Origin of the sequence: Sphaerochaeta associata, assembly GCF_022869165.1 — a bacterium.
Lineage (GTDB): Bacteria > Spirochaetota > Spirochaetia > Sphaerochaetales > Sphaerochaetaceae > Sphaerochaeta > Sphaerochaeta associata.
Genome location: NZ_CP094929.1, coordinates 532,630 through 558,422 on the forward strand (window position 1 = coordinate 532,630; position 25,793 = coordinate 558,422).

At 48.4% G+C, this 25,793-nt stretch carries 26 protein-coding genes; 19 read left to right on the forward strand and 7 right to left on the reverse strand.

What is annotated here, in order from left to right; translation table 11 throughout:
• Window positions 1-12 precede the first annotated feature (12 nt).
• The 19 genes from MUG09_RS02440 (at window position 13) to MUG09_RS02530 (ending at window position 20,240) form a co-directional block, all read left to right on the forward strand.
• Window positions 13-504 carry a TRAP transporter small permease gene (locus tag MUG09_RS02440; protein WP_244773175.1) on the forward strand — a complete coding sequence of 164 codons (492 nt, stop codon included), beginning with the start codon at window positions 13-15 and terminating at the stop codon, window positions 502-504.
• The gene (locus tag MUG09_RS02445; protein ID WP_244773177.1) at window positions 501-1,787 is read left to right on the forward strand and encodes a TRAP transporter large permease; all 1,287 of its coding nucleotides are present in this window, start codon (window positions 501-503) and stop codon (window positions 1,785-1,787) included. The genes MUG09_RS02440 and MUG09_RS02445 overlap by 4 nt, the downstream gene beginning before the upstream one ends.
• Before the next feature lie 9 nt (window positions 1,788-1,796).
• Entirely contained in the window at window positions 1,797-3,248 is a 1,452-nt protein-coding gene (locus MUG09_RS02450) for a sulfatase-like hydrolase/transferase (RefSeq protein WP_244773179.1), read from the forward strand.
• Window positions 3,249-3,515: 267 nt separating this feature from the next.
• Window positions 3,516-4,187 (forward strand): cyclase family protein, encoded by a 672-nt coding sequence (locus tag MUG09_RS02455; protein ID WP_244773181.1) that lies wholly within the window; start codon window positions 3,516-3,518, stop codon window positions 4,185-4,187.
• A gap of 25 nt (window positions 4,188-4,212) precedes the next feature.
• A complete protein-coding gene (locus MUG09_RS02460) occupies window positions 4,213-5,190 on the forward strand; it encodes a tripartite tricarboxylate transporter substrate binding protein (protein WP_244773189.1) in 978 nt (325 codons plus the stop codon).
• A 32-nt stretch (window positions 5,191-5,222) separates the two neighbouring features.
• Complete coding sequence (locus tag MUG09_RS02465) at window positions 5,223-5,729, forward strand: tripartite tricarboxylate transporter TctB family protein (protein ID WP_244773191.1); 507 nt, start codon at window positions 5,223-5,225, stop codon at window positions 5,727-5,729.
• An 11-nt stretch (window positions 5,730-5,740) separates the two neighbouring features.
• A complete protein-coding gene (locus MUG09_RS02470; RefSeq protein WP_244773193.1) occupies window positions 5,741-7,234 on the forward strand; it encodes a tripartite tricarboxylate transporter permease in 1,494 nt (497 codons plus the stop codon).
• A 29-nt stretch (window positions 7,235-7,263) separates the two neighbouring features.
• Complete coding sequence (locus MUG09_RS02475) at window positions 7,264-8,712, forward strand: sulfatase family protein (RefSeq protein ID WP_244773195.1); 1,449 nt, start codon at window positions 7,264-7,266, stop codon at window positions 8,710-8,712.
• Window positions 8,713-8,767: 55 nt separating this feature from the next.
• Window positions 8,768-10,027 carry an ROK family protein gene (locus tag MUG09_RS02480; protein ID WP_244773197.1) on the forward strand — a complete coding sequence of 420 codons (1,260 nt, stop codon included), beginning with the start codon at window positions 8,768-8,770 and terminating at the stop codon, window positions 10,025-10,027.
• Between the two features lie 89 nt (window positions 10,028-10,116).
• Window positions 10,117-11,505 (forward strand): amidohydrolase family protein, encoded by a 1,389-nt coding sequence (locus MUG09_RS02485; protein ID WP_244773210.1) that lies wholly within the window; start codon window positions 10,117-10,119, stop codon window positions 11,503-11,505.
• Between the two features lie 15 nt (window positions 11,506-11,520).
• The gene (locus MUG09_RS02490; RefSeq protein WP_244773214.1) at window positions 11,521-12,522 is read left to right on the forward strand and encodes a BMP family protein; all 1,002 of its coding nucleotides are present in this window, start codon (window positions 11,521-11,523) and stop codon (window positions 12,520-12,522) included.
• Window positions 12,523-12,534: 12 nt separating this feature from the next.
• Complete coding sequence (locus MUG09_RS02495) at window positions 12,535-14,043, forward strand: ABC transporter ATP-binding protein (RefSeq protein ID WP_244773215.1); 1,509 nt, start codon at window positions 12,535-12,537, stop codon at window positions 14,041-14,043.
• Window positions 14,044-14,179: 136 nt separating this feature from the next.
• A complete protein-coding gene (locus MUG09_RS02500) occupies window positions 14,180-15,049 on the forward strand; it encodes an ABC transporter permease (RefSeq protein ID WP_244773216.1) in 870 nt (289 codons plus the stop codon).
• 1 nt (window position 15,050) lies between these two features.
• Window positions 15,051-15,980, forward strand: coding sequence for an ABC transporter permease (locus MUG09_RS02505; RefSeq protein ID WP_244773218.1), 930 nt, complete (start codon window positions 15,051-15,053; stop codon window positions 15,978-15,980).
• A gap of 9 nt (window positions 15,981-15,989) precedes the next feature.
• On the forward strand, window positions 15,990-16,733 hold the full coding sequence (locus MUG09_RS02510; RefSeq protein WP_244773220.1) for a MerR family transcriptional regulator: 744 nt from the start codon (window positions 15,990-15,992) through the stop codon (window positions 16,731-16,733).
• 61 nt (window positions 16,734-16,794) lie between these two features.
• Window positions 16,795-17,259 carry a hydrolase gene (locus tag MUG09_RS02515; RefSeq protein ID WP_244773222.1) on the forward strand — a complete coding sequence of 155 codons (465 nt, stop codon included), beginning with the start codon at window positions 16,795-16,797 and terminating at the stop codon, window positions 17,257-17,259.
• A 59-nt stretch (window positions 17,260-17,318) separates the two neighbouring features.
• Window positions 17,319-18,368 (forward strand): plasmid pRiA4b ORF-3 family protein, encoded by a 1,050-nt coding sequence (locus MUG09_RS02520; protein ID WP_244773225.1) that lies wholly within the window; start codon window positions 17,319-17,321, stop codon window positions 18,366-18,368.
• Window positions 18,369-18,382: 14 nt separating this feature from the next.
• On the forward strand, window positions 18,383-19,636 hold the full coding sequence (otnK, locus tag MUG09_RS02525) for a 3-oxo-tetronate kinase (RefSeq protein ID WP_244773227.1): 1,254 nt from the start codon (window positions 18,383-18,385) through the stop codon (window positions 19,634-19,636).
• Window positions 19,623-20,240: a class II aldolase/adducin family protein gene (locus MUG09_RS02530; RefSeq protein ID WP_244773229.1), complete on the forward strand. Its 618-nt coding sequence runs from the start codon at window positions 19,623-19,625 to the stop codon at window positions 20,238-20,240. Before otnK ends, MUG09_RS02530 begins: the two co-directional genes overlap by 14 nt.
• Before the next feature lie 29 nt (window positions 20,241-20,269).
• Here the strand turns inward: MUG09_RS02530 and MUG09_RS02535 are convergent, their stop codons facing one another.
• The 7 genes from MUG09_RS02535 to MUG09_RS02565 form a co-directional block, all read right to left on the reverse strand.
• The gene (locus tag MUG09_RS02535) at window positions 20,270-20,848 is read right to left on the reverse strand and encodes a hypothetical protein (protein WP_244773231.1); all 579 of its coding nucleotides are present in this window, start codon (window positions 20,846-20,848) and stop codon (window positions 20,270-20,272) included.
• A gap of 4 nt (window positions 20,849-20,852) precedes the next feature.
• Window positions 20,853-21,110: a hypothetical protein gene (locus MUG09_RS02540; protein WP_244773233.1), complete on the reverse strand. Its 258-nt coding sequence runs from the start codon at window positions 21,108-21,110 to the stop codon at window positions 20,853-20,855.
• Window positions 21,111-21,450: 340 nt separating this feature from the next.
• Complete coding sequence (locus MUG09_RS02545) at window positions 21,451-21,987, reverse strand: HD domain-containing protein (protein ID WP_244773235.1); 537 nt, start codon at window positions 21,985-21,987, stop codon at window positions 21,451-21,453.
• Window positions 21,984-22,778, reverse strand: a complete 795-nt coding sequence (locus tag MUG09_RS02550; RefSeq protein ID WP_244773237.1) for a PHP-associated domain-containing protein — start codon at window positions 22,776-22,778, stop codon at window positions 21,984-21,986. Before MUG09_RS02550 ends, MUG09_RS02545 begins: the two co-directional genes overlap by 4 nt.
• Complete coding sequence (locus MUG09_RS02555) at window positions 22,775-23,953, reverse strand: AGE family epimerase/isomerase (RefSeq protein ID WP_244773239.1); 1,179 nt, start codon at window positions 23,951-23,953, stop codon at window positions 22,775-22,777. Before MUG09_RS02555 ends, MUG09_RS02550 begins: the two co-directional genes overlap by 4 nt.
• Window positions 23,950-24,789 carry a carbohydrate ABC transporter permease gene (locus tag MUG09_RS02560; RefSeq protein WP_244773241.1) on the reverse strand — a complete coding sequence of 280 codons (840 nt, stop codon included), beginning with the start codon at window positions 24,787-24,789 and terminating at the stop codon, window positions 23,950-23,952. The genes MUG09_RS02555 and MUG09_RS02560 overlap by 4 nt, the downstream gene beginning before the upstream one ends.
• Window positions 24,786-25,712: a carbohydrate ABC transporter permease gene (locus MUG09_RS02565; RefSeq protein ID WP_244773243.1), complete on the reverse strand. Its 927-nt coding sequence runs from the start codon at window positions 25,710-25,712 to the stop codon at window positions 24,786-24,788. Before MUG09_RS02565 ends, MUG09_RS02560 begins: the two co-directional genes overlap by 4 nt.
• Window positions 25,713-25,793 lie beyond the last annotated feature (81 nt).

Below are 25,793 nucleotides of genomic sequence, written 5' to 3' on the forward strand. Positions count from 1 at the left end.
GGGAGACCATCAATGCTTACTTCGTTATCAGCCGGACTGCAAACCGTATCCCGGTATCTGTATACTGTCTTGGAGCTGCTTGCAAAGCTCATTTTCGTGATTATGGTCGTCTCGGTTTCCATAGCTGTCGTCGGCAGGTTCGTCTTCAGCAAGTCTCCGAGCTGGACCGAGGAAGTCGGTATCCTGAGCCTTGTTTGGCTCTGCTTTCTGACCGCAGCAATGGGCATACGCGATGGATCGCACATGCGCATGACAATCATCGAGTACATCTTCAGCCCCAAGGTTTGTAATGTAATGCATCGCATTGCTTATGTAGTATTGCTTGTGTTGTATATGCTGTTTATCAAAATTGGACTTGATGCAATTCTCATGATGTCAAAATCCATTCTTCCCTCAACCAAGCTCCCTTTGTCAGTCATGTACGGCTCTGTGTTCGTATCGGGGATTCTGGGACTTGTAATGGCACTTGCCAAGTTATTTGACAAGGAGAGTTTTAAATTATGAATGTACAGGCAATACTCTTGCTTCTAGGATCGTTCGCTGTTCTTATCTTAGGTGGTATTCATATTGCTTATGCAATGATCGCCTCGGCGGTATTCACCATCGTGTTCCTCAATATTTCTTTAATTGCCGTGGTGACCACCCTGATCGACGGTATCAACGGGTTCACCTTTCTTGCCATCCCGTTCTTCGTACTGGCAGGGGAAATTATGGCACAAGGGGGTATCTCGGACCGCCTCATCAAGCTCTCCAATGCACTGGTAGGTTGGATGCGCGGCGGCCTTGCAATGGTGAACATCATCGCCAGTGTCTTTTTCGGCGGTATCAGCGGAAGTGCAACTGCCGATACTGCTTCATTGGGATCGATTCTCATTCCTATGATGAAGAAAAGCGGATACGACGGGGAGTTCTCCACTGCAGTCACCATGGCCAGTTCAATCGAGGGGCTTTTGATTCCACCCAGCCACAACATGATCATCTATGCCATGGCTGCAGGAGGTCTTTCCATCGGAAAACTCTTTCTGGGGGGCTTGGTTCCTGGTCTGTTGCTTGCCCTGGCGTTGATGATTTTCTCGTTCTTTGTCTCGAGAAAACGCAAATACCCCAAGGGGGATGCCTTCCATGTGAAGAATGTGCTTGTCTCGCTCAAGGACTCCATCTGGGCTCTGATGACCATCCTTATCGTAGTGGTGGGAGTTATAACAGGGGTCTTCACAGCTACAGAGTCTGCTGCAATATCAACTGTATGGGCTTTTATTGTGACCTTCTTCATTTATAAGGAGATTCCGCTGAAAGCGTTCGGAGGAATCCTGAAAAAGGCTCTGAAGGTCTTGTCCAACATTCTGATTCTTATTGCTGCTGCGGGCACTTTTGGATTTGTGGTTGCTTACCTGCAGATTCCAACTTTCATCTCAGATCTTATCCTGGGAGTCACTTCCAACAAAATCATTATACTCTTGCTTGTCAACCTGATACTCCTTCTGCTTGGTATGATCATGGGTATGGCATCGATCATAGTTATCATGACCCCGATCCTGCTCCCCATCGTAACCCAGCTTGGGATGGACCCGATTCAGTTTGGTGCCATCATGATTCTCAACTGCGGTATCGGCTTGATCACACCTCCAGTCGGCGGCGTCCTCTTTGTAGGCAGCGGTATTTCGGGTATCAAGATCGAGCGGCTCACCAAGGAGCTGCTGCCGTTCTATCTGGTCATGGTCTTGGTGCTTCTGATGGTGACCTTCATCCCTCAGATCACCATGTTCGTTCCCAATTTTCTCATGTAGGAGGACTCCATGGCGCAGAACCATGTATTATTTATTTGTACCGACCATTGGCCTGCAGCATTGCTGGGAAGTCATGGCAATAGCGATATAATGACACCGACTCTCGATGCGTTGGCACGCGATGGCATAGATTTCACGCAATGCTACAGCACCTGTCCTGTGTGCATTCCCGCACGGCGTTCGATGATGACCGGCACGTTCCCCAAGACCCATGGAGACCGTGTATACAGCGACCACATGGAGATGCCGGACATTCCCACGCTGGCACAGACCTTCCGCGATGCCGGGTATCAGGCGTACGGGGTGGGCAAACTTCATGTCTATCCCCAACGCAACCGTATCGGGTTCGACGATGTAGTGTTGATGGAGGAGGGACGTTACGAGCTGGGCGTGGTGGATGACTACCAGGTCTGGTTGGGGGAAAATGGGTATGCAGGGGCAGAGTTCGCCCACTCTATGGGCAGCAATACCTATTACACCAGGCCGTGGCACCTGAACGAGGAGGCTCATCCTACTACATGGGCCACCAAACAGATGTGCAGGACCATCAAGCGCATCGATCCCACCCGTCCAGGTTTTTTCTACATCTCCTACCAAGCCCCCCATCCTCCGCTTGTCCCGCTGCAGACGTATCTGGATATGTATGACGAGCCTTCCATGCCGCTTCCTGTTTTGGGTGATTGGGAGAAAGAGCACCCGATCTACCAAGCATTGCAGGAGCTGGCTGATGAGTACTCAGAGCGAGACATTAGAAGGGCGCTCAGGGCGTTCTATGCGCAGTGCACCCATATCGATCACCAGATACGCCTGCTCATCGGTACCCTGAGGGAATGCAATCTTCTGGATGACACCATCATTGTCTTTACCAGCGACCACGGGGATATGCTGTTCGATCATGGCATGGTGGCAAAGCGCTTGTTCTACGAACAGGCAGCCCATGTTCCCTTGCTTTTTTCCGGTAAACCGCTGCACAAGCGACGGGGTGAGGTCAATGACAAACTGGTCTGCCTGGAAGACATCATGCCGACTCTGCTGTCCCTGTGCGGTATCAGCATTCCTGCTTCAGTCGAAGGCATCGATATCTGTTCAGAAACCCGACGTGACTACCTCTATGGAGAGTGCGGCGAGGGCGAGAAAGCAACGCGTATGATTCGAAAGGGGGAGCATAAGCTGATCTACTACCCGTGGGGAAACCATCTGCATTTGTTCAACCTTCAGCAAGACCCTGACGAGTTGCACGATTGTGTACATGATGGCCAGTACGCTGCAATATTGAAGGAGCTGGAACAGCTGTTGATAACCAACCTTCACGGATCAGACCTATCCTGGGTAAAGGACGGGAAGCTGATAGGGCTTGGTGAGAAGGAGTTTGAACCAAAGCCGCACTACGGATTGTACAACCAGCGGGGACTTCATTGGCCTGCTCCGAGTGGGTATTCCAATATTGGAAAGAATGCTTGATTGATGCACCGCCTCCTTTCGGGGGCGGTGCTGCTTGGTATGAAAGGTTTCGATACTGTAAGGTTTGTTCTCCTATATTTTTTGTTTCATAGACAGCAAAAATCTCTTGACTTCATAAGAGGTTCGATTTACTATCTCTCTATAGTTATTGACAGAATGTAAAAAACTAATAAGAAATACACGTTTTTTATGCCTGAAAATTGCAGAAACCATAACTAAATTGTGATAGAAATTAACAAAAAGAAAAAAACAAAAAGAGGGAATTAGATGAAGCCTTACAAAGTAATTGATCTGTCTAAAATCTTAGATCCGGCAACAGAGACGAGGCGGTGTAAAATCCGTAGGTTCAACACTGGTGGACCAATTCCTGATTTTCATACAGATATGGATCTCACAACTCACCTTGGAACCCATGTGGAGACTCCCTATCATCACAATGATAATTGGAAGGATGTCGTTCAGCTTCCCATCGAGCATTTCCTTGGGCGCTGTGTATATTTGAATTTCACTCATCTTGCTCCCAATTCCTATATTACAGCAGACGATCTCGAGAAGGTCTGCAGAGGAAGGGTGGGTAAGAATGATGTTGTGATTCTCGATTCTCCCCATAAGCTTCCCCCCTTCACACCGAAGACCAATACTGCAGAAGACAAGCGTCTCTTTATTAGCAGAGAGACTGCTCAGTGGCTAGCCGATATCGGCGTGAAATGCGTGGGTTTCGGCGACGGGGTTTCCATCGAAAACTCGAATAAAGATGTCTGTGCATTCCACGATGTATTGATGGAACAAGATGTGACGTTTTTGGAAGTGCTGAAAAATCTCGACCAACTTAGCGAAGAGGTGTTTTTCATTGCATTTTTACCGCTTCCGATCAAGGGTATTGATTCAAGTCCAGTTCGTGTTGTCGCAATTGAAGGTTTGCCTGGATTTGGCGCCTGATAAATAGTGTTAAAGGAGTTTATGTATGAAAAAGGCATTGATGGTAGTACTGAGCATTCTTATGGCGTGTTCCCTTCTTTTTGCTGCAGGTTCCTCTGAAGCTGCTGTAGCTGCTGATTTGAAATGGCCTGAAAGACCGATTCAGGTGTATGTGGGAGCTAATGCAGGTGGGGGAATCGATACTGCAGCACGTCTTATGGGAAAGTATCTTGAGAAAGAACTTGGTGCAACAATCGTAGTTTCGAATATGTCCGGTGGAGCCGGAAGCATCGCTGCAACGAAGGTAAAGGAGTCCAAGCCCGATGGTTATACTATGCTGGTCTGTCATGAAGCTCTGCTTACCAACAAGATCAGTGGTATTACAGATTTTGACTATGGTGCTTTTACTAGTGGCGGCATTGCCTTGAAAGTGTTCACAACCTGTCTCTTGAGCAGGGATTACAAATCTTTCGATGAACTGTTGGCTGCTGCCAAGAGTAATCCTGGAAAAATTAAGTTCGGAACAGAAGCGGCAACCAATGATACTCATATCATTGCTATGATGCAAAAGGAATTCGGTACTAAAATTCAGATTGTTGACTCTGGTGCCATTTCAAACCAGATAGCTTCGATGATGGGTGGCCATATCGATTTCATGAAGTCACCTGTTGGTTTGGTAAAGGATTATGTGAGAACTGGTGAATTCAATTTGCTTGGATTCTTCAATGATAACAGGAACTCAGATTATCCTGATATTCCTACCCTGAAGGAAAAAGGACTTCCCTTTGTCGTGGATAAGTTCTTCTATGCAGGATTCCCAAAAGGGACTCCCAATGAGATTATCGAAAAATTCTCTTCTGCTCTCGAAAGAGTCTCTCAGAATCCAGAATTCATTGCAGATGCCAAAAAAATTGACTACGCAGTTGAATATGTGAGTCCTGCTGAGATCCCGGCTTATTTTGAAGCAGCAAAAAAGAATCTTGTTGAGTATCAGAAGATCTATGACGAGGTCATGGGCAACTAATTTCTACGATGAAGGAGAAGGGTGGAATACATATGAATAGCAAGAAATATAATAATCTAATTTCTGGACTAGTTGTTATGGTATTAGGAGTTGCATATTATATCCAATCCTTCTCCATTCGTGTTACACGTGTTGGGGGTGACTACAACTCCCGGATGTTCCCCCAACTAATCGCTATCGTATTCATCGTGATGGGGCTCCTTCTGGCTCTTCGAAATGTGCGTTCTCTTTTCGAGAGACCAACTGTTCAAGATCAGCCGGATACAGGGGCGGTGGCTGCAAAAATATCTTTTTGGGCACTCCATAAGAAAGTGATAATCATCTTTTTGATTTCTTTTGCCTATGTAGGATTGATGATGGTTTTCGGATACCTGATTGCTACTCCGATATTTATGTTTTGCTTCATGCTGATTTTGACTCCCAAGACACTGAACCATAGGTTTGTGTTCAATATTGTGCTTTCTCTCGCTTCATCCTTTCTGTTTTATGTAATGTTCCGCTATGGATTCACCATGATTCTTCCGAAAGGCATTTTTTAAAGGAGTCAAGTATGTTTGATATGTTTGTAACCGGCTTTTCCATGATTGCGAATCCAATGGCATATCTATTGATATTGATTGGCTCGATTCTTGGGATTTTCTTTGGTGCTGTTCCAGGAATGACGTCTTCTATGGGAATTGCACTCGTATTACCCGTAACATACAGTATGGGTATCGTTGAGGGGATGGCCATACTGCTGGGTATCTATATCGGCAGTATTTCAGGAGGTCTGATTACAGCGATTCTTTTTAACATCCCTGGGACTCCTGCGTCCATAGCAACAACCTTTGATGGATATCCCATGGCTATGCGGGGAGAGGGTGGAAAAGCCCTACGAGTTGGCATGTTCTATTCGTTCCTTGGTGGAATGTTCAGCTTGCTGGTTTTGTTCTATGTTTCTCCGCCCTTGGCAAAATTCGCCTTGAAATTCGGTCCTGTTGAATACTTCTCCATTGGTATTCTCTCATTAACCTTGATTGCCAGTCTAAGCGGCGATGATTTAGTGAAAGGCATTATTAGTGCGATGATCGGTGTTGCTCTGACTACCATCGGGATGGCTCCCATCGATAGTGTGAAGCGCTTTACGTTCGGAATCGGGGCCCTGAATGGTGGTGTACAGCTTTTACCGGTTCTTATCGGTGTATATGCAGTATTGGAAATTTTGAAGTCTGCTGAAAATAGTGATGCAGGATATGGGGAGATTCCTGCATTCAAAGCGAAAGGCTTAGGCGTCAGTCTGAAAGAGTTCAAACAACAATTTGTAAATTTCGTCCGTTCTTCAGTCGTAGGTACTGTTATTGGCATTCTCCCGGGTTTGGGTGCCACCATTTCCAATATTCTTGCATATTCCATTGCCAAGGACTCTAGCAACCACCCGGAGAAGTTCGGTACTGGAGTAGTAGATGGCCTTATTGCTTCCGAGACCGCAAATAATGCTGTCTCCGGCGGTGCAATGATTCCAATGCTTACCATGGGTATTCCTGGTGATGCTGGTACCGCTATGTTGCTTGCAGCCTTCATGTTGCACGGCATTACGCCGGGACCTCTGTTGTTTCGGGAGCATGGCCCCATCGTGTATTCAATTTTTGCAATTCTGATTGTTGCGAATGTCTTTACCCTTATCATTGAAATGTATGGATTGAAAGTATTTCTGAAGCTCTTGGATATCCCGAAGCAGTTTCTCTACCCGATCATCATTGTACTTGCAACCATCGGCGCATATGGATTGAACAACAGATTGTTCGACGTACTCTGTATCTTCATCTTTGCCGTGTTGGGATATGTTTTGGACAAGAATGAATTCCCATTGGCTCCACTTGTACTGGGATTTGTCATTGGCCCGATCATCGAACTGAATCTGAGAAGAGGTTTGATGTCCACCTATGGTAGTTTTGGGGCCTTCTTTACCAGACCGATTTCTGCTGTAGTGCTCGTCATGACGTTGGTTCTTCTTGTGTTCTCATCACTGAAGAGCCGAAAGAGGCAGAAAACAGCACGCACTTGATCTTTATACATTTCTCCAAGGAGTTATCGATGTCGAATGTTCGGCCTAAAAATATGATTGTGATCATGAGCGATCAGCATAACAAACATATGCTGGGTTGCTATGGAAATCCCGTAATAGAGACACCAAATATTGATGCTCTGGCAACCAGGGGCGTAAGGTTTACGGATGCATACTGCAATAATCCTGTCTGTGTCCCGTCGCGTTCCAGCATGGTAACTGGGCAATACTCGCATACACATGGATATTGGGACAATGCTCATGCGTATGGAGGCGGTGAAGACAGTTTTGGTACAAAATTGCACCAAAATGGATACACTGTGACTACAATCGGCAAAATGCACCTGCGTAATGATTCTGCTGAGACAGGATTTCACGACCAACGAATTCCATTGCATATGGTCAATGGAATCGGGGATGTGTATGGTTCGATCAGAGATAAGAAGATTGCAAGACCACAATTTTTGAAAGCTTTGGAATCTGCAGGTCCTGGAGAAACTGATTACACAAGGTATGATCGAGAAATTACACGGCAGGCACGTGAGTATCTTTTGCACGAAGCTCCTTCCAAAGAAAAACCCTTCGTCCTCTACTTAGGATTTGTTTCACCTCATTTTCCACTTACAGTACCACAAGAGTATTTTGATAAATATATTAATCAATCACTGGTTAAACCTATACAATCTGATCCTGAACAGTGGCCCTCTCATCCTGTACTCAATGATTATCGTCGGTATTGTAATATGGAGCATGTTTCGTCAGAGGTAGCACAGAGAGCTTTAGCTACCTATTACGGTATGTGCACATTTCTTGACGACCAAATCGGCACTGTCCTCAATGCATTGCAGGAAGCAGGCTTGGAAGAGGATACAAGGATTCTCTACACAACCGACCATGGCGATACTATGGGAGAACATGGGCTATTTTTTAAATCCACCATGTATGAAGGCAGTGTAGGCGTTCCCATGATTCTTGCTGGTTCTGACCTTCCCCAACATACAGTAAGCAGTGCATTAGTGTCTCTCATTGATCTTTATCCAACGATTCTCGATTCGGTCGGGCTTTCTTCTTTCTATGCAGAGGAGCGTCTTCCAGGTAATTCTCTCTTTGAGGTACTAATAGATCCAAGCCTGCATAATCGACCGGTTTTTTCAGAGTATCATGCTTTTGGGTCCTACACATCCCAATTCATGCTGCGATTAGGCCCCTATAAATATATCCATTATGTGGGGGAACCGAGTCAGCTTTTCAACTTGGAAAATGATCCTGATGAATTGCATGATCTTTGTTCGCAAAGCGCATATGCTGGAGTACTTGAAAGTATGGAACAACACCTTAGATCAATCGTTGATCCCGAAGCTCTGGCGCAACAAGCAAAAGCCAGTCAGTTGCAGCTTTTGGAAACCTATGGTGGAGAGGAGGAGTTCTTAAAAGGCTTTAAACCCGCACTCTTTTCTCCGATACCAAAAGGTGTGTAATTCTGCTTGAGTCGTATTGCTAATAGTGTGATAATCTGTATGAAGAGAGGGAATGATGGGCGTCTTTCGATTTGAAGAAGGTTCGGCAAAGCATCCATTTTTTACACTGCCTGAGAACAGTCTTATCGTTTTTGGGCTTATTCATCAATTTGGGCCGATCAGCAAGACCGATCTCTGCAATATCCTGCAAAAGAAAATGACACCCATCAACAGGATGCTTCAACCACTGGAGCTGCATAATTTTGTCATCGTACACAGCAAAGGCGATTCCACCGGTGGTCGAAAGCCCATGCTCTATGATATCAACCCACATCAGCACTATTTATTGGGAATCAACTTTTCCACTACGTATTGTGAAGTGGCCTTGGTTAATCTTCGCTTGGAAACTCTTGCAATAGAACGCTTCCAAGTTGATGTTGCAACCCATCCTGATTCTGTGGTAGAGAAGGCTTCAGCTCTTTGCTATAGGTTTGTTCAGTCGGAAAATATCTCAATGCATCAAGTCTTGGGAGTGGGAGTCAGTGTTTTTAGCTCATTCAACGAAAGTACCGGTTTCATTTGCCGTCCCATTAAACTCTATGCACATGAGAGATGGGTTGAATACCCCATATTACAGGAGGTGCAAAAACGTATTCCTCTTCCTGTGCATATAGAGAAGGGGACTAATGCAGCAGCATTGCTTGAATATGTGCACGGCAAGGGAATGCATTCGAAGAAGATGTTTTACCTCCTCTGTGCAATGAATATCCGCTCAGCCATGCTTTTTGAGGGAAAGCTTATCAATACTGCTCCGAATTATGAAGATGCTTTCGGACATATGACCATCGACTATGATGGTGATCGTTGTGATTGTGGTTGGTATGGTTGTGTTGCAGCCTATGCTACCATTCCAGCTGTTGTTAAAGCTTTCCTTACCGGATTGAAAATGGGCCGAACTTCATCGGTGCAAAAGCCTATTGAAACCATCACATTCCCGGATATCTGCGATGCCGTCCACACAGGAGATTTGCTCGCCAGAGAAGTAATAGAACGATCTGCATCCATGCTTGGATTGGCTTTGGCGAACTACATTAATTTGTTCGCTCCTGAGTTGATTATCTTATCTGGTCTTATTCCCCAGAATTGTCCCTTGTATTACGAGATTGCAGTGGAGACTGCAAAGAAAAAAGTCGAATTGTTGCAGGTTCCTACTAATATTCGATTTGAACAGAATGGAATGTACTCCACCCCCATTACCATAGGAGCGGCTGCTTTGATACTCGATCAAGCGTTCCACTTGCGACCTCCGCTCGACTATAAAAGTATTGACCTCTAAAAACATCTTTTCTTAATGCAATTTTCTCTTGACCCTATAGTAACTATAGGCTTTATCGTTCACTCATCACGCAAGCGGAGTGAGGAACCATGGGTCAAAAGAAACTTATTCGGAATGCTCGTGCAATTGTAAGCTGCGATGCCTTGGACACTGTGTATTACGACAGTGATGTACTGATCGAAGGATTTCAGATCAAGCAAATTGGAAAAAATCTTTCCTCTGAAGGGTGCGAGATCATCGACGGCTCTTCCTATTTCATCTACCCCGGTTTGGTGAACACCCATCATCACTTTTTCCAAACCTTTGTGCGCAATCTGATCACCATCGATTATCCAAACCTGTTGGTTGTCGATTGGCTGGATTTGATCTATCCCATCTTCGCTCAGATCGACAGCGAAGTGATCTATTACTCCTCCCTGACAGCAATGGCCGACCTGCTCAAGCATGGCTGCACCACAGCCTTCGACCATCAATACTGCTACACCAAAAAGACCGGCAAGAGTGCAGTCGACCGTCAAATGGAAGCTGCTTCAGCGTTAGGCATCCGCTACCATGCAGGCCGAGGTTGCAACACGCTGGAAAAAAGCAAAGGCAGCACCATTCCCGATGAAATGTTGGAAACCACCGATGAGTTCCTCAAGGACTGTGAACGCCTTATCAAAGCGTATCACAATCCTGGACCAAACAGCATGTCCCAAATTGTTCTGGCACCGTGTCAGCCCATCAACAGCTATGAAGAGACATTCACCGAGTCGGTTGCTCTGGCACGAAAACTAGGGGTGCGCCTGCATACCCATCTCGGGGAAGGGGAGAATCCCATCATGCTTGAGCGTATGGGAAAGAGAACCCTGACCTGGGCCCAGGAGATTGGATTTACGGGAAAGGATGTCTGGTATGCCCATGGCTGGGAACTGCAGCCGGATGAATATGCTGTCATGGGTAAGAGCGGCACCGCTCTCTCCCATTGTCCTGCCCCGGCGGTACTCGGCGGGTTCCCCATCATCGACATCCCTGCAATGCAGAGAGCAGGTATGACCGTCTCGTTGGGCTGTGATGGTTCGGCAACCAATGACAGCTCCAATCTTCTTGACTCACTGAGGATGGCGTATCTCGCACAATCCTACCATAGCAAGATTCGTGAAGGGGCGCCCTCTTCCTATGAGATGCTGAAGATTGCCACAGTCAACGGGGCCAAGACCTTGGGAAGAGAGGATATCGGGTCCCTTGAAGTTGGCAAGGCAGCCGATCTGTTTGCCATCGATGTTTCCCGCCTTGAGCTTGCAGGAACCCTCCATGATCCGAAGAACCTTCTGGCTCGGTGTGGAGCTACAGGTGAAGCGGCACTGACCATGGTCGGGGGACAGGTAGTCTTTCAGGATGGCCGGCTGCTCAAGGTGGATGAGCAACAGCTTGCTTGTATGGCTGAAGAGGCGTGTACCGAGCGCCTACGCACACAGTTTCCGACCATCTTTGGTTGAGATAGAGGAGTAATCATGAAAAAAACATTAGTGGTAGTGTGTTTGGTCCTGGCTCTGGGCACGATGCTGCTCACTGCAGGGGGAGCGAAGGAAGCTGGTACTTCCGGTGGGAAGCTCAAGGTGGCACTGCTCTTAAGTGGTCCGGCAAACGACCAAGGGTGGAATGCCGTAGCCTATGCCGGTTTGCAGGAAGCACAGCAGAAGTTCAACATCGAGACGGCATACTCTGAGAATGTCGGAATTGCTGACGGCGAGGCTGCCTTTCGCGATTATGCTGCACAGGGCTACGGCTTGGTGATCGGCCATGGCTTCCAATTCGGTGAGCCCGCCGTCCGCATCTCCTCACAGTTTCCCAATACCAAGTTCATGGCCATCGAGTCGAATACCTACTCCAAGAACGCCGCCTCCTATGTGATGGCTTGTGAAGAAGCGGGATATTTGATGGGCATGCTTGCAGGCTCCATGTCCAAGAGCGGTGTCATCGGTATTGTCGGCGGCTTTGAACAGCCTTCGATCGTCAAGGTATTGGAAGCCTATAAACTGGGTGCAAAGAGTGTGAATCCCTCGATCAAGGTACTGGAAGCGTATGTAAGCAGCTTCACCGATGTAGCCTTGGGCAAGGAGGCAGCCCTGTCGATGGCCGACCAAGGAGCCGATGTGCTCTCCCACTGTGCAAACCAGGCAGGTACCGGCGTTATCAAGGCGGCGGAGGAGCGCGGTCTGCTCTCCACCGGGGACTCCTACGACCAGAACTCCATAGCACCGAATACCGTCATGGCTTCGACCATCTACAGTGTGCCGGCATTGGTGCTGACAGCCGTGGAGAAGGTATTGGGTAATACCTATGAGGGTGGAGTTTTCAATCTCGGTATGAAGGACGGGGTTGTTGACATCTCCGGCTACAACAGCTTCGAGGCCAAGATCCCCCAGACTGTGAAGGATGCGATTGCAGCCAAGCGCAATGAGATTCTTGGCGGCAGCTTCAAGGTACCCTTGATCGAAACCCGTTCGAAGTAACCAGGAGTGAACATGCCGACGTTGAGGATGTCCAAAATCGACAAGCAGTTCTTTGGCAAGATGGCCAATGAACAAGTGGATTTCACCTTGGAACAAGGGGAGATTCATGCCCTGCTTGGAGAGAACGGGGCGGGTAAGACCACCCTGATGAACATTCTTTACGGCATCTATCAGGCAGATTCGGGCTGTATTGAACTTGACGGGAAACCGGTAAGCATCAAGAGTCCCAAGGATGCCATTGCGCTGCAAATCGGGATGGTGCACCAGCACTTTACGCTGGTGCCCACCCTTACCGTACGCCAGAACATTACCCTCGGGCTTAAAAGCAAAGGGTATCCTTTCGTCAATGCGAAGGAACTCGATCGCAGCATCCGCACCTTGAGCGAACGCTACAACCTCACCGTAGACCCTGCTGCACTGGTGGGTTCCCTCTCGGTAGGCCAGCAACAGCGGGTGGAGATCATGAAAGTACTCTACCGCAACGCCCGGCTTATTATTTTGGATGAACCTACCGCCGTCCTTACGCCACAGGAGGTGGAGAGTCTGTTCATCGTTCTCAGGCGCCTGCGTGAGGAAGGGCATTCAGTCATCATCATTACGCATCATATCGATGAAGTATTGGCCATAACCGACCGTGTCACGGTCCTTCGGGCTGCGAGAAATGCCGGACACGTTGTAACTCGTGAAACCAGTGAAGAAGAGCTTTCTTCCCTGATGATTGGTCGGAAGCTCCAAAAAATTGAACGCAAACCACTGCCGTTCTCGTTTGCCTCCAAAGGTCTGCAGCTTGATTCGATTCAGAGTAAAAACGGACCGTTGGGGCCTCTGTCCCTCTCGATTCCCGCCGGCTCCATCGTGGGAATCGCCGGTGTGGATGGAAACGGACAGAAGGCTCTTGCCGAGGTGATAATGGGAATTCGGGATATCGAGAGCGGGACGATTACGCTTGATGGAAAGCCCTTGCAGCATCTGAGTGTAAAAGAGCGCAAGGCCTTGGGCATCGGGTATATCTCGGACGACCGGCTCAAGGATGGCTTGGTGTTGGATATGGATGTACGGGACAATTTCCTGCTCTCTTCATATGACAAGAGGGAGTACACATCCCATGCTCTTATCGATACCAAGCGCGTACAACAGGCGACCGAGCAGGCGGTTTTTTTGTATGCCATCAAGACGGCATCACTTTCGACGCCCGTACGTTATCTATCCGGGGGAAACCAGCAAAAGCTGATAGTAGCCAGGGAGCTGGGTGACCAACCGAAGGTGGTGGTCGCCTGCCAGCCCACCCGGGGCTTGGACATCGGCAGCACCGAGGAAGTGCACTCCATTCTTCTCGACTTGCGCAGTCAGGGATGCTCGGTATTGCTTATTTCCTCGGATCTCGATGAAATCCTCACTCTCAGCGATAAGATCGCGGTTATCTATCAGGGAACGATTATGGATGTACTTGATCACGACAAGGTGGACATGACCCATCTAGGGCTGTTGATGGCAGGTTCCAAGACGCGGAGGAGCGTATGAAACGGACCATACTCTCCTTTGCCGTAATGATCATTGTAATCCTGCTTGTCTCTTTCCTGCTTATTGCCATGGTAGGAAGCGACATCCCGACCTCTTTGGCAAGTTTTTTCGTGGAATTGGAGGGTCGACGTATGCAATGGCTGAAGTCCTGGTACGTGCTACCCCGCTCATGCTGGCCGCCTTGGGTGTCTCGGTGGGGTTTCGTACCGGCTTTCTGAATATCGGGGCCGAAGGACAGCTCTATCTGGGGGCCATATCCATCACCTGGCTTGGTATGACATTCCCCACGTTGCCTGCGCCGCTTATGCTGGTACTCTCGCTTGTACTCGGCTTTTTGAGCGGAGGACTTTGGGCCTTGATTCCAGGGCTCCTGAAAGCAAAGTTCGGCCTTTCCGAGGTGATAAACACGATTATGCTCAACTACATAGCCATCAATTTGGTGGGGATCCTGGTTCGCACCTCGCTTAAGGATCCTACCTATCCCTATCCAATGTCCCCTATGCTTCCTGCCTCGACCAATTTCCTTCAGCTGCTTTCTCCCACCCGCCTGCATGCAGGACTATTGCTTGCTTTGGTTTGTGCTGCGTTGGTCTACTTGCTGATGTTTCAAACAACTCTAGGGTTTTGCATGCGGGCTGTGGGTTTGAATGCACGTGCTTGCCAGTGCAGCGGAATTGCTGTCAGCAAGTATGTGATTATCTCCTCCTTGATCAGCGGAGGTTTGAGCGGCCTGGCCGGGGTGTCGGAAATCGCCGGGTTGCATCATCGACTCATCGAAGGTATCAGTCCAAGCTATGGGTACCTTGCCATCATCGTTTCCTTGTTGGGGCGCAATAATCCGGTGGGTATTGTGTTTGCCTCCTTGGGTATTGCCGCCTTGCAGGTGGGCAGCATGTCCATGCAACGTTCCAGCGGGGTTCCCACCTCGATAGCTTCCATTATTATGGGTTTGGTGGTCATTATGATTCTTTCACGTAAAAGCCTGTTCAGGTGCAAGGAGGCTTAGCATGGAACTGGTGGTACTCTCCAGCTTTCTCGCCGCCACAGTCAGAATGGCCGCTCCGATCGCCCTTGCCGCTCTTGGGGAGACCATCAGCGAGAAAGCGGGTGTCAGCAACATCGGGGTTGAAGCCATAATGCTCAGCGGAGCATACTTCAGCTTCTGGGCGATGTTTCAAAGTGGAAACGTCTATGTGGCGGTATTCGCGGGCATTTTGGGAGGAGCAGGTACGAGTCTTATCCATGCCTTCCTCTCTCTGAGGTGCAAAGCAGATCAGACCATTGCCGGATTGGCGTTGAATTTCCTGTTTCTTGGTTTGACCAGCTTTTTGTTTTTAATGCAATTTGGAAAAACGACCACGCTTCCTTCCATTACTGTACTCAAGCCGGTGGCGCTTCCCTTGCTCTCCAACATCCCGATAATCGGAGAGGCCCTGTTCGCTCAGGATCCCTTCGTCTATGTACTGTATCTGATGGTCATCCTTTTGATGGTTTTCTTCTATAAGACAGAGTGGGGTGTCATCCTCCATGCCGTAGGAGAGGCTCCTCGTGCCGCCGATACTGCGGGTATCAAGGTACATGCAGTTCGCTATCTTGCTTGTACGGCCAACGGCGTGCTCGGCGGGCTTGGAGGAGCATACCTTACCTTGGTCAAGCTTGGCTTCTTCCAGGAGAACCTCACCGGCGGCAAGGGCTACATAGCCCTGGTGGCTGTCATTCTTGGCAGGCGCAACCCGTTGGGGGTATTGATTGCTGCGCTGGTAATCGGCTCGGCCGAAGCCTTGCAGATACGCCTGCAAACCCTTGGCTCGACCATCCCATCACAGGCTTTCAGCATGCTTCCCTATGTTGTTACCGTATTGGTATTGATGCTTTCGATGGGAAAGGGTCACAATCCTGCAGCCTTGGGGCTTCCGTATGAAAGGGACAAACGGTAGTATTTTTGCATGAAGGACTATTTCACCATAGGCGAGCTTGCAAACCTTTTTGCCATCGATGTACAGACGTTGCGGTACTACGATTCCATCGGACTCCTGGTTCCTTCACATCGGGATGCCCATAATGGCTATCGATTATACAAGTTCGACCAGATCTACCAAGTTGCCTCAATCCGCTATCTCAAGCGCATCGGGTACTCCCTGAACCAAATACGTCAGTATTTGGACAGCAGGACGCTGGAGCACACCATGCAGCACCTGCATGACCAATCACAGGAGTTGAAGCGGCGGTGGAATGAGCTCATCGATATTGATGCCACCATTGGTCGCAAACTGGAGTTCATCAAGCAGCAACTCCCTCTGGTGGATCTTCAGCATATTGTTGTGAAAACCTTCGAAGACCGTTACTACCTCAATATAGGTTCCGAGGAGAGCCTGTATGGCTCCGATGTCTTTTACTTCCATCCGACTATGGTATTTTACCATGGCAGGGAAAAAACCTTCGGAGCCTACCTTTTTGCATCAGAAAAACCAGAGGATGCCTTGGTTCTCCCTCGCGGGCAGTTCCTGTGCGCCTATCATCAAGGTCCATACGAAACAATCCATGAGAGAATAGCCTTTATTCGAGCACACGCCCAAGGCCTACACTTGGCCGATTGGGAGGTGAACTTCAATATCCTCGATCAGTTCGTAGAACGCGACAGTAATCATTTCATCACAGAGATTCAAATACCAATACTCTCGCAACAATAACTGAACATCTTGTAGATTCTGATATTCGGTTGTAATCTAACTTATTGGAGGTTAACAATCTATGGAAGAACAAGTGTGCTGCCCGAAGTTCGACCCAAAACCTTGGGAAAAGAGGTTCGTTTCCTTTGATGACCAGTATTTCATGAAGGTAAAGGTTCGAACCTTCAATCACATTCCCCTTAACTTCGGATCGGTGATGACAAAAGCCCAGAAGCAGATTGAAGCCAGCGGAGCCAAGGTGGTGAACAACATCGCCCTATCCAACCATGTCTCAAGGTGGACCATGGAAGTCTACATTGCAATAGACAAGGAAGTGGCTGAACTGAAGCCGATCAGATTGTCGGGGAAGTTCCTTTCCAATGTGTACGAGGGGCCCTTCAAGGATACAGCCATCTGGTGCAAGGATTTTGAACGGCTGGCCAAGGAGAAGGAGTTCGTCATCAACACATGGTACATGTGGTACACCACCTGTCCTAAGTGTGCCAAGAAGTATGGGAAGAATTACGTGGTAGTGCTCGCGCGCTAGAAAACTCTAGTCATTGCGAAAGCTCTCGGCTACTATGATTGCATGCACAGGAGGTTTGCATGCTGATTAGTTGTACGCGCAAGATGTATGGTTATGTCGGTGGTTCAGAAAGGATAGGCTCGCATGAGTATGATTCTCTGTTCACCTGGTCGGGGGAGCTGTTCCATGCAGATGATGGAAACGCATACGTTATGCTCCGCAACCTTTATACTGGATTTCCCATCTTGTTTCAGGTATCAAGAAAAACCCTTGTGATCAACAGCGAACAGATTCTTGCTGAGATTCGTAAGGCTTTTCTAGCCCAAGGCTATGACAATAATGCAATCGAGGTCTATCTGAAGGAAGGTGAGGCTGTCCGATTTACCCGAAAGAGTGACCAGCCTGTCAAGAAGAAGCTCGACGCCCTTATTGCTTCTACCTGCGAAATTGGATTTGACAAGGCGCCCTCCATGCTCCCCAAGCAGGTGACGACACAGAACAGGAAGAAGGTGGTCAGCTCTGATTTGATGAGGGAGGCTCTTGATGAACAAAGGGTGGAAATTACCAAGAAACTGAATTTGGTTGTTCCTTTGAAGGCAACCCTTCAGCTGACTCCCGGCTACAATGTTTGGCGGAGTTTTCTCCTCCCTCCGACACTTACCATGTATGAAGTGCATCGTGTGTTGCAGATTGCCTTCGCTTGGGACGACGATCATCTGCACGAATTCAGAGTAGGCAAGCATATCCGCATAGGTGAGAAAAACGAGGAGAAGGACGGATGGTTTGACCGTGATGAGATATACGATGAAAGTGAAGTGCAGTTGCAACAAGTAGTCGGCCTTGCCCCTACCTTCACCTATATTTATGATTTCGGCGATTATTGGGTCCATACCATCAAGGTTGAAAAACCGAAGTTCATACCTGAAGAACCCGTTGCAGTGTGTACGGGTGGAAAAGGTGCGAGTCCTTGGGAGGATTGCGGCGGAGCCTATGGATTTGATGAAATGATGGGAATTCTCGCTGATCCCGAGCATGAGCAATATGAAGAAATCCTGGATTGGTCCGGTGGAATTGAGGAACGGGAGTTCGATCAGCTGTACATCAATGCACGTCTTTTGCAAGAATTCTGATTGAGGAGCGTTGTATGCGTTTAGGTGTTATTGCCGATGATTTTACCGGGGCTGTCGATATAGCCGGCTTTCTGGTGGCGGGGGGAATGAGGACTGTCATGTGCAGCCGTGCGGTCCAGACGGGTGACTGTGATGCAATCGTCATGAGTTTGAAGATACGCAGCATCCCCAAGGAGCAGGCAGTCGAGCAAGCCCTTGCTGCTCTTGCTTTTCTCAAGGAATGCGGCTGTGACCGGTTCTATTACAAGTACTGCTCCACCTTCGATAGTACCGCTGAAGGGAATATCGGACCGGTTTCCGATGCCCTCAGACAGGCTCTGCATTGTAGTGCCACCCTGATCTGTCCGGCCCTTCCGGTCAACAAAAGGACTGTGTTCCATGGCTATCTCTTTGTAAACGATGAGCTGCTCAGCGATTCGCCGATGCGCCACCATCCGCTCAATCCGATGCACGACTCCAAACTCGCGAGGATTCTCTCCTCGCAAAGCCCGGCCAAGAATGGACATATCTACCATGATGTCATAAAGAGGGGAAGTGATGCCGTCCGTCAGGCGATTGACGGCTTGAAAGACGAGGGGGTAAACAACATTATCGTCGATGTCGTCGATGATGAGGACCTTGCTTGCATTGCAGAGGCAACCCAGGATTTTACCCTGGTGACCGGAGGCTCAGGCCTTGCCCAGGGAATAACAGAGGTTTGGAGACGAACTGAGAAGCGTGGAGGCAATGAAGCCGCCTTTGTCGTGGAAAAACGAAAGGCGGTGGTTATAGCCGGCTCCTGCTCGGCGATGATGCAGAAGCAGGTTGCGTACTACAAAAAGCTCGCTCCTTCGTTGAGCATCGATGAACAGGCCTGCTTGGATGATCCAGAGTATGGCAAGAACATAGCAACTTGGGTTTTGGATCATCAAGACCAGGATCTCGCACCGTTGGTGTACGCAACCAGGTCGCCGATTGAGCTTGAAGAGAATCGAAAGAAGTTCGGCGACGTTGATGTCTCATCGGCCATCGAGCACTTGTTCGCCCGCCTGACCGCATTGCTTGCAGAGAAGGGCGTACAAACTTTCATCGTAGGGGGAGGCGAGACCAGCGGGGTGGTGGCTACCACCTTGGGAGTCGATGCCTACCGTATCGGAGCTCAAATCGACCCGGGTGTCTCCTGGGTGCGATCGTTGGATGGAACATATCAGTTGGTGCTCAAGAGCGGCAACTTCGGTTCCGAGCAGTTCTTGTTGAAGGCGCAGGAGATGTACGATGGAAATACGTGAGATGAAGCAGCAGTTGGTGGAAGTCGCCCTCAGTCTCTATCAGAGAGGATTGGTCGTCGGAAGTGCGGGCAACATGTCGGTGTCCCTCGATGACGGTACCTTTTTGGCAACTCCCACCGGGTCATCCTTCGGTTCGCTGAGAGAGGGGGATGTTTCGCACTTCACCAAGGAGGGAACCATACTCTGCGGCAAAGCCCCCACCAAGGAAGTGCCTTTTCACCTCGCCTGTTATGCATCGCATCCACAGGCAAAGGCGGTGGTGCATTTGCACTCAACCTATGCAACCTTGCTTGCAAGTTGTGAACATCTGGTCGATGGACAGCCCTTTGTGCCCTTCACTCCCTACTTTGTGATGAAGGTCAGCAAGGTGGGCATTCTTCCTTACCGCAAGCCGGGATCGCCTCTGATTGCCACCGACATCCTGGCAAAGCCGCAATACAGCACCTATCTGATGCAGAACCATGGCCTGATCGTCTGTGGCGCCACCTTGAACGAAGCCCTCTATAGTGCAGAGGAATTTGAGGAGAGTGCAAAGCTCTGGTACCTTGGCAGGACTTTGCCTATCAGGCATTTGACCGAGGAGCAATTGAAGGAGCTGAGATGATGGCAGGCCTCGATGTGTTTGTAGGCTTACTACGAAGGTTGTTGAATCAATGGCCATATCTTGGGATCGAATGCTTCTTTTATCTTTGCTGAGATGATCCAAAGAAGCTTTGCGTCCTTTCTTTGTAAAAGTTGAATTTTCCCTGCTTTGATGGCTTGGATGATATCGATGAGTCTCAGGCAGGTTATTTTGTGGAGTTCTGTGTTCAATAATTCATCTACGATTGTCTGCAGGTGCATTTCATCAGTGGCGAAGATGGCGATGTCCATTGTTTTTGCATACGCAAGGGAACTCACTTCACCCAAATTCTTCCTTGGATATCGGGGATCAATCATTCTCTTGGACAGTAGTTTGAATGTCGCATGATACAATAGTTGTTCCTGTACCGGTAACACGGCTTCACTGACAATTTTCAAGGTTCCTGAATCCAGTAATGATTTGATTTGTCTTTTTGCTGATGTCGATTGCCTGATTTCGTTATAGACAGTTTCATGAATGAGGGCGACATCTGCCAGAAGCGGTAACATTTTGGTCAGATACGGATAACTATCGCTACACCCAAGTTTGATGCAGAAGTCGGCATCAACCAGTATTTGATTATAATGCAATAGATTATATCTCCATCAGACTTGATAGCTCCTCATTTGATGGAAGTTGAGGTTGTTCTGGTGACTTTATTCCCACTTGCCCAGCTTGCAAGCCTGACAAGGAGAGCAGGTATTCCAAGCGTTCAAAGGTGATCCGGTGCTGTTCATAGGCACGAACAGTGTATTCGACTAACCTATCCAGAGAAATCGTATTGGTACGTTCCAGTGATTCCAATCCCAACCTCTTCTTCCACATTTTCAGGTGATTCTTATCAAGTTGCACGAAAGAAAGGTAGGTACTTTGGGATATTGCTTCAATCTCTCTCAAGCGCTCAATCCAGTGTCTGCATTCTCAATGGATTCTTCGCATCCGGCCAGTACCAGTGCAAGTACCAGCATGCTGAGTATGCTCAGAGAGACGTATGCTCGTTTCATTGCGTCCTCCAGGTAGTATGGTATTGTTAGGATACGGTACCTGACATGACACATCAAGGAATATGTATGGCAAAAACTCTCAAAGTGCCAACACAATCTTATAATTGTACAATAAGCGCTTAGAATTCACTTATTGCCATGTTGGTGTGGATAATAAAATTCCAGGCTGGGATTGGACTTTTTCAATCCTAGATAAACCCATAGTCCTGGTGAGAGTACCTATTCAAGCCAAAGATCTGGATACACCAGTTTTTACCGGTTCTTGTCTTGAAGATGGTATTGCAGGTGCTTTGGATGGACTGGCTGGGAGTGTTCTTCTCTTGGAGATTGACCAGGAAGTCACTCTCTACCAGAATCTGGTAATCGAGTCCTTGGATGTCGGTGTAGGTGTGGTGGTGCCCGACCAAGTAGGCTACCCGTTCTATTGTCTTGGCATCGAAGCCCAATTCTGAGAGCAATGCCGTTGCCACCGGAGGGCCTTCGATCTCCTGCAGATGTCCCGAGCTCTTTCCTTCGTACTTTGCTTCACATGTCTTTATACCGATGTCATGCACAATTGCTGCGGCTTCCAAAGTGAATTGGGTCTCTTCGTCAAGTCCTTCCAGTAATCCGATGGCTCGGGCATAACCATGGACTTTCACCAAATGAGCAATTCTTCGACTGTCGGGGCTGTCGTAGGCGATGGCTCGATCGAGCAATCTGGCAAGCATGAGGTTTTTTGTCATAGCTGGCTCCATGTGTTGTATGCATGCACCCTCTTTTTCGAGCCGGATGCATCGTAGAGATAGACAGGGATATCGGAATCAGAGCTTTTGGGAGGCTGCACATGGGTCTCATCCGATAGGATTTCGTACCCCTTTCTCTCCTTGATCGCTTTCACGAAATCGGCAATCGTGTGAAGTGGATGGTCGAAGGCCATGCCTCCGGGGACGAGCCCTACTTTTGCTGCATCGTGTATGTCGCTGCCGCTGGTCATTGCAAGCTCGTACTTCTGTGCATAGGCACAAGCCTTTCGATCGAACTCTGCGTCATTCTCTGCGTTCACCGCCTCTATGCCGTGTACGGCAAAGGGACGTAGATGGATGGCAGAGAGATAGAATCGTTCCCGAAAAGGATGGGCTTGGATCATACACCCACCGCTATTGTCCACCGCCTCAAAGAGCTGAAGGTGGTCCCACTCCATAATCTGGGGATGGGCAAGCAACCATGTCTTGTCCAGGCCATAGATGAGGTATTCATCGTTGCCGAAGGAGTGTTCCCAGCCGAAGAAGACAGCGAGGCCGGCTTGTTCCCCAGCCTGTTTTGCATTCTCATAGCCTTTGCAGAACTGCTGGATTTTCTGCTCCCAAGGCAGGGAGCGCGATATGCAGGAGTTGCCGTTGAAGAAATGGTCGGTAACGATAATGCCGCTGTATCCGGCATTCACGTAGGGTTGTATATACTCGCAAGCCCAGCTGACCGAGCAGGCACTGGCTTCCTTGGTATGGAGGTGGGTCTCATAGAGAAACTGGTTCATATGTTCTGAGTATACCTTTTTATGAGCTCCATGCACATCCTTCCGTTGTTGTAAGGACCTTTCCATGACCAAACAAGTGCATGCGGTTCGGTAACGGTTCCCTTTTCATCAACTTGGTAAAGCCACTCGCTCTGACTTCTTTGGTCAACCAAATGCATCTGGATGAAAGTCCAGATTCCATTGGCAGCTTCAAGATACTCCTTTTTATCGGGGTGCCTCTCATAGGCTGAAATGAAACCGAGAACAGCTTCGGCCTGGACCCAGTGCACACGCCTCGCTTGTACCTTTTCGTTGTGAGTCTCATCTACGACAGAGTTATACTTGTAGGCGTGTTCATATACTTGTTGGACGAGAGTGTCACACAGCGAAATCAGGTACTCTGTGTGGGTTCCCATTGCACAGCTGCTGAGCATCCAGCTTGCTTCAATCTCATGGCCGAACGAGCGGTAATCACTCGCTTTGTTCAGTGAGCCGTCAAAGTAGATGGTCAGTGCTTTGCGCTCCTTATCATAGACTTGGGTCGCAAACAACGAGCAGAGCATATGGATTTTCTGCAGCAGCTTCGCATCGGGACTCGCCTGATGAAGCGTGTGATAGGCTTCCAGAAGATGCAGCATCGTATTCATAGTTTTTTCTCCTCCGAAGTTACCTTTGGAGAAGCGGGTGTCGTCATTGGGATTTGCCTTGAAATCTTGTGAAAGGACCTCTTTGTATCCGATTTCATCGGCGAAATGCAACTCTACCAACTCTTGCAACTCTTGTGCCTTTTGCAGCGCTTCAAGCTTTCCCGTCAGCCGATAATAGGAAGTGAGCGCAAGAATTCCATAGGCAAAGCTGAAACTGCTTTTCACTGGATCTTCAATTTCTCCGTTATACGTCAGGGACCAGTAGAGCCCTCCGTACTCAGAGTCGAAGCAATGGTGCATCAGAAATTGATAGGCGTGATCGGCTGAGCGGCGGCAATCTTCGCGGTTAAGCAACATTGCCGCCTCACTGAAGAAGTACAAGATCCGGCTTGTTTGCACACTGCCCTTGGAAGCCTTCTTGTACCATGTAAGATCGAACCCGACCTTGCCGTAGTATCCTCCATACTCTTCATCCTTCAGACTCACCCAGAATGGGATTATTGTCTTTTCAAGATGCTCCTTGGCTTGATGTGCTAGTAAATTCATCATTCTTTAACCGCTCCTCGAGCAATGCCGTTGTAGATATAGCGTTGTAAAAATAAAAAAGCAATCAAGATTGGGATGATGGTAATCATTACCCCGGCACAGATATAATTATACTGGTTTCCATACTCTCCCGTAAATGTATATAAAGAGGTCGAAATCGTGACATATCGCGTTTTCGACTGCAAGTACAGATTGGCAAGATAGTACTCTTTATAGACTGAGACACCCTTGAGGATAAGGACCGTAACTGTAGCCGGTTTAACCAAAGGAAAGAGAATCCGGAAGAATATTGTAAAGTAGGATGCCCCATCAATGTATGCAGCTTCATCAAGGGAACGGGGAATGCTCTCAAAGAATTGCAGGAATATGTAAATGGCAATAATGTCGGTACCGGTATAGAGGATGACAATGCCCGGGATCGAGTTGACCAAACCCAGTGCGGTCATGATCTGATAAGTACTTACCTGCATCGTTACCCCGGGAATGAGATTGGCTACTAAAAAGGCTGCTTTGACCAAATTTCTTCCCTTGAAGGAGAAGCGATTGATAATGTAGGCGACCATGGTCCCAGTGATTACCGAACCGATGAGGGTAAAAAAGAGGATGAGCGAGGTATTCCAAAATGCAAGAGGCATTTTGGCCTTGGTCCAAGCGGTGGCATAGTTTTGCAGGTAAAGCCAACTCTTAGGTAAGTCGAGTGCTCCTGAGAGTCCGAACTCCTTTACATCCTTGAATGAAGCCAACAGGACCGTTACCAAAGGCAGCAAGGAGACAAAAGCCCCAAGAGCAAGTGTTGCATAGGTTGCCAGACGCAGGATACTCATTGGTTTTGATCTCATATCCTCCCCCCTGCTTTTTCACCGAACAAGAGGTTGTACAGTACTTTCTGTAGAACGGTTCCGACAAGAATGATGAATAGGAGAACAATGGCCATGGCTGAGGCAAGACCGACCTTACCGGCCTCATGGGCAAGTTGATGCATCAAGACTACAAAGGTGGCTGTCCCATTCATCCCATTGGTGATGACATACGGGCCTTCGAACGCGCTGAAGGAGCCTTTGACCATCAACATGATGTTCAGCGTGACAATAGGTTTGAGCATGGGAAAAATGATGTAGCGAAACTGCTGGACTTTTGTTGCCCCGTCGATTTCGGCGGCCTCATAGAATTCCGGACTAATGGATTGGATCGCTCCTATGAATAGAACCATGCTCTGACCCATATAGCGCCAGATGGAGGTCGCGGCGATGCTGTAGTTGTTGATCGAGCGTTCTTTCAGCCAGTAGGGTAGCTCGGCTTTATCGAAACCGATGATGCTCAGTACAGAGTCGAGCACGAGGCCACGTGTGTAGAAATATCGGAAAATGAAGCCCATAGCGATACCACAGACAAGGTAGGGGAAAAATAGGGTGGCTTTAAAGAAATTCCCCATTCGTACCTTGAAGCTGAGGATGGTGGCAAAGTAGAGAGCCAGAGTAAGCTGTATAACGCCGGCTCCCATATAATAAAAACTGTTTACCAACGCAGCCTTGGTATCGGTGCGGGAGAAAACATCTTGGTAGTTCTTCAGACCGATAAAGGTTCTAGGACCGAGGTATTTCATTTTGAAGAAACTGAATTCAATCATTTTGACAAACGGAAGGTAGGTAAAGGTGACCAGCAATGCCATAGGAACCAAGGTGAAGGTGATTATTACCAACCATTTCTGTACTTCTCGCTGTTGGAAAAAGTATTGCAGTGCAGGTTTCTGCTGTCGTTCCATGAAAATCCGCCTTTAGGAGAAGGTGTAGAGCGCCCTCCTGCATTGCTGCAGGAGAGCAAGATTCACTATTGTTAGATGCAG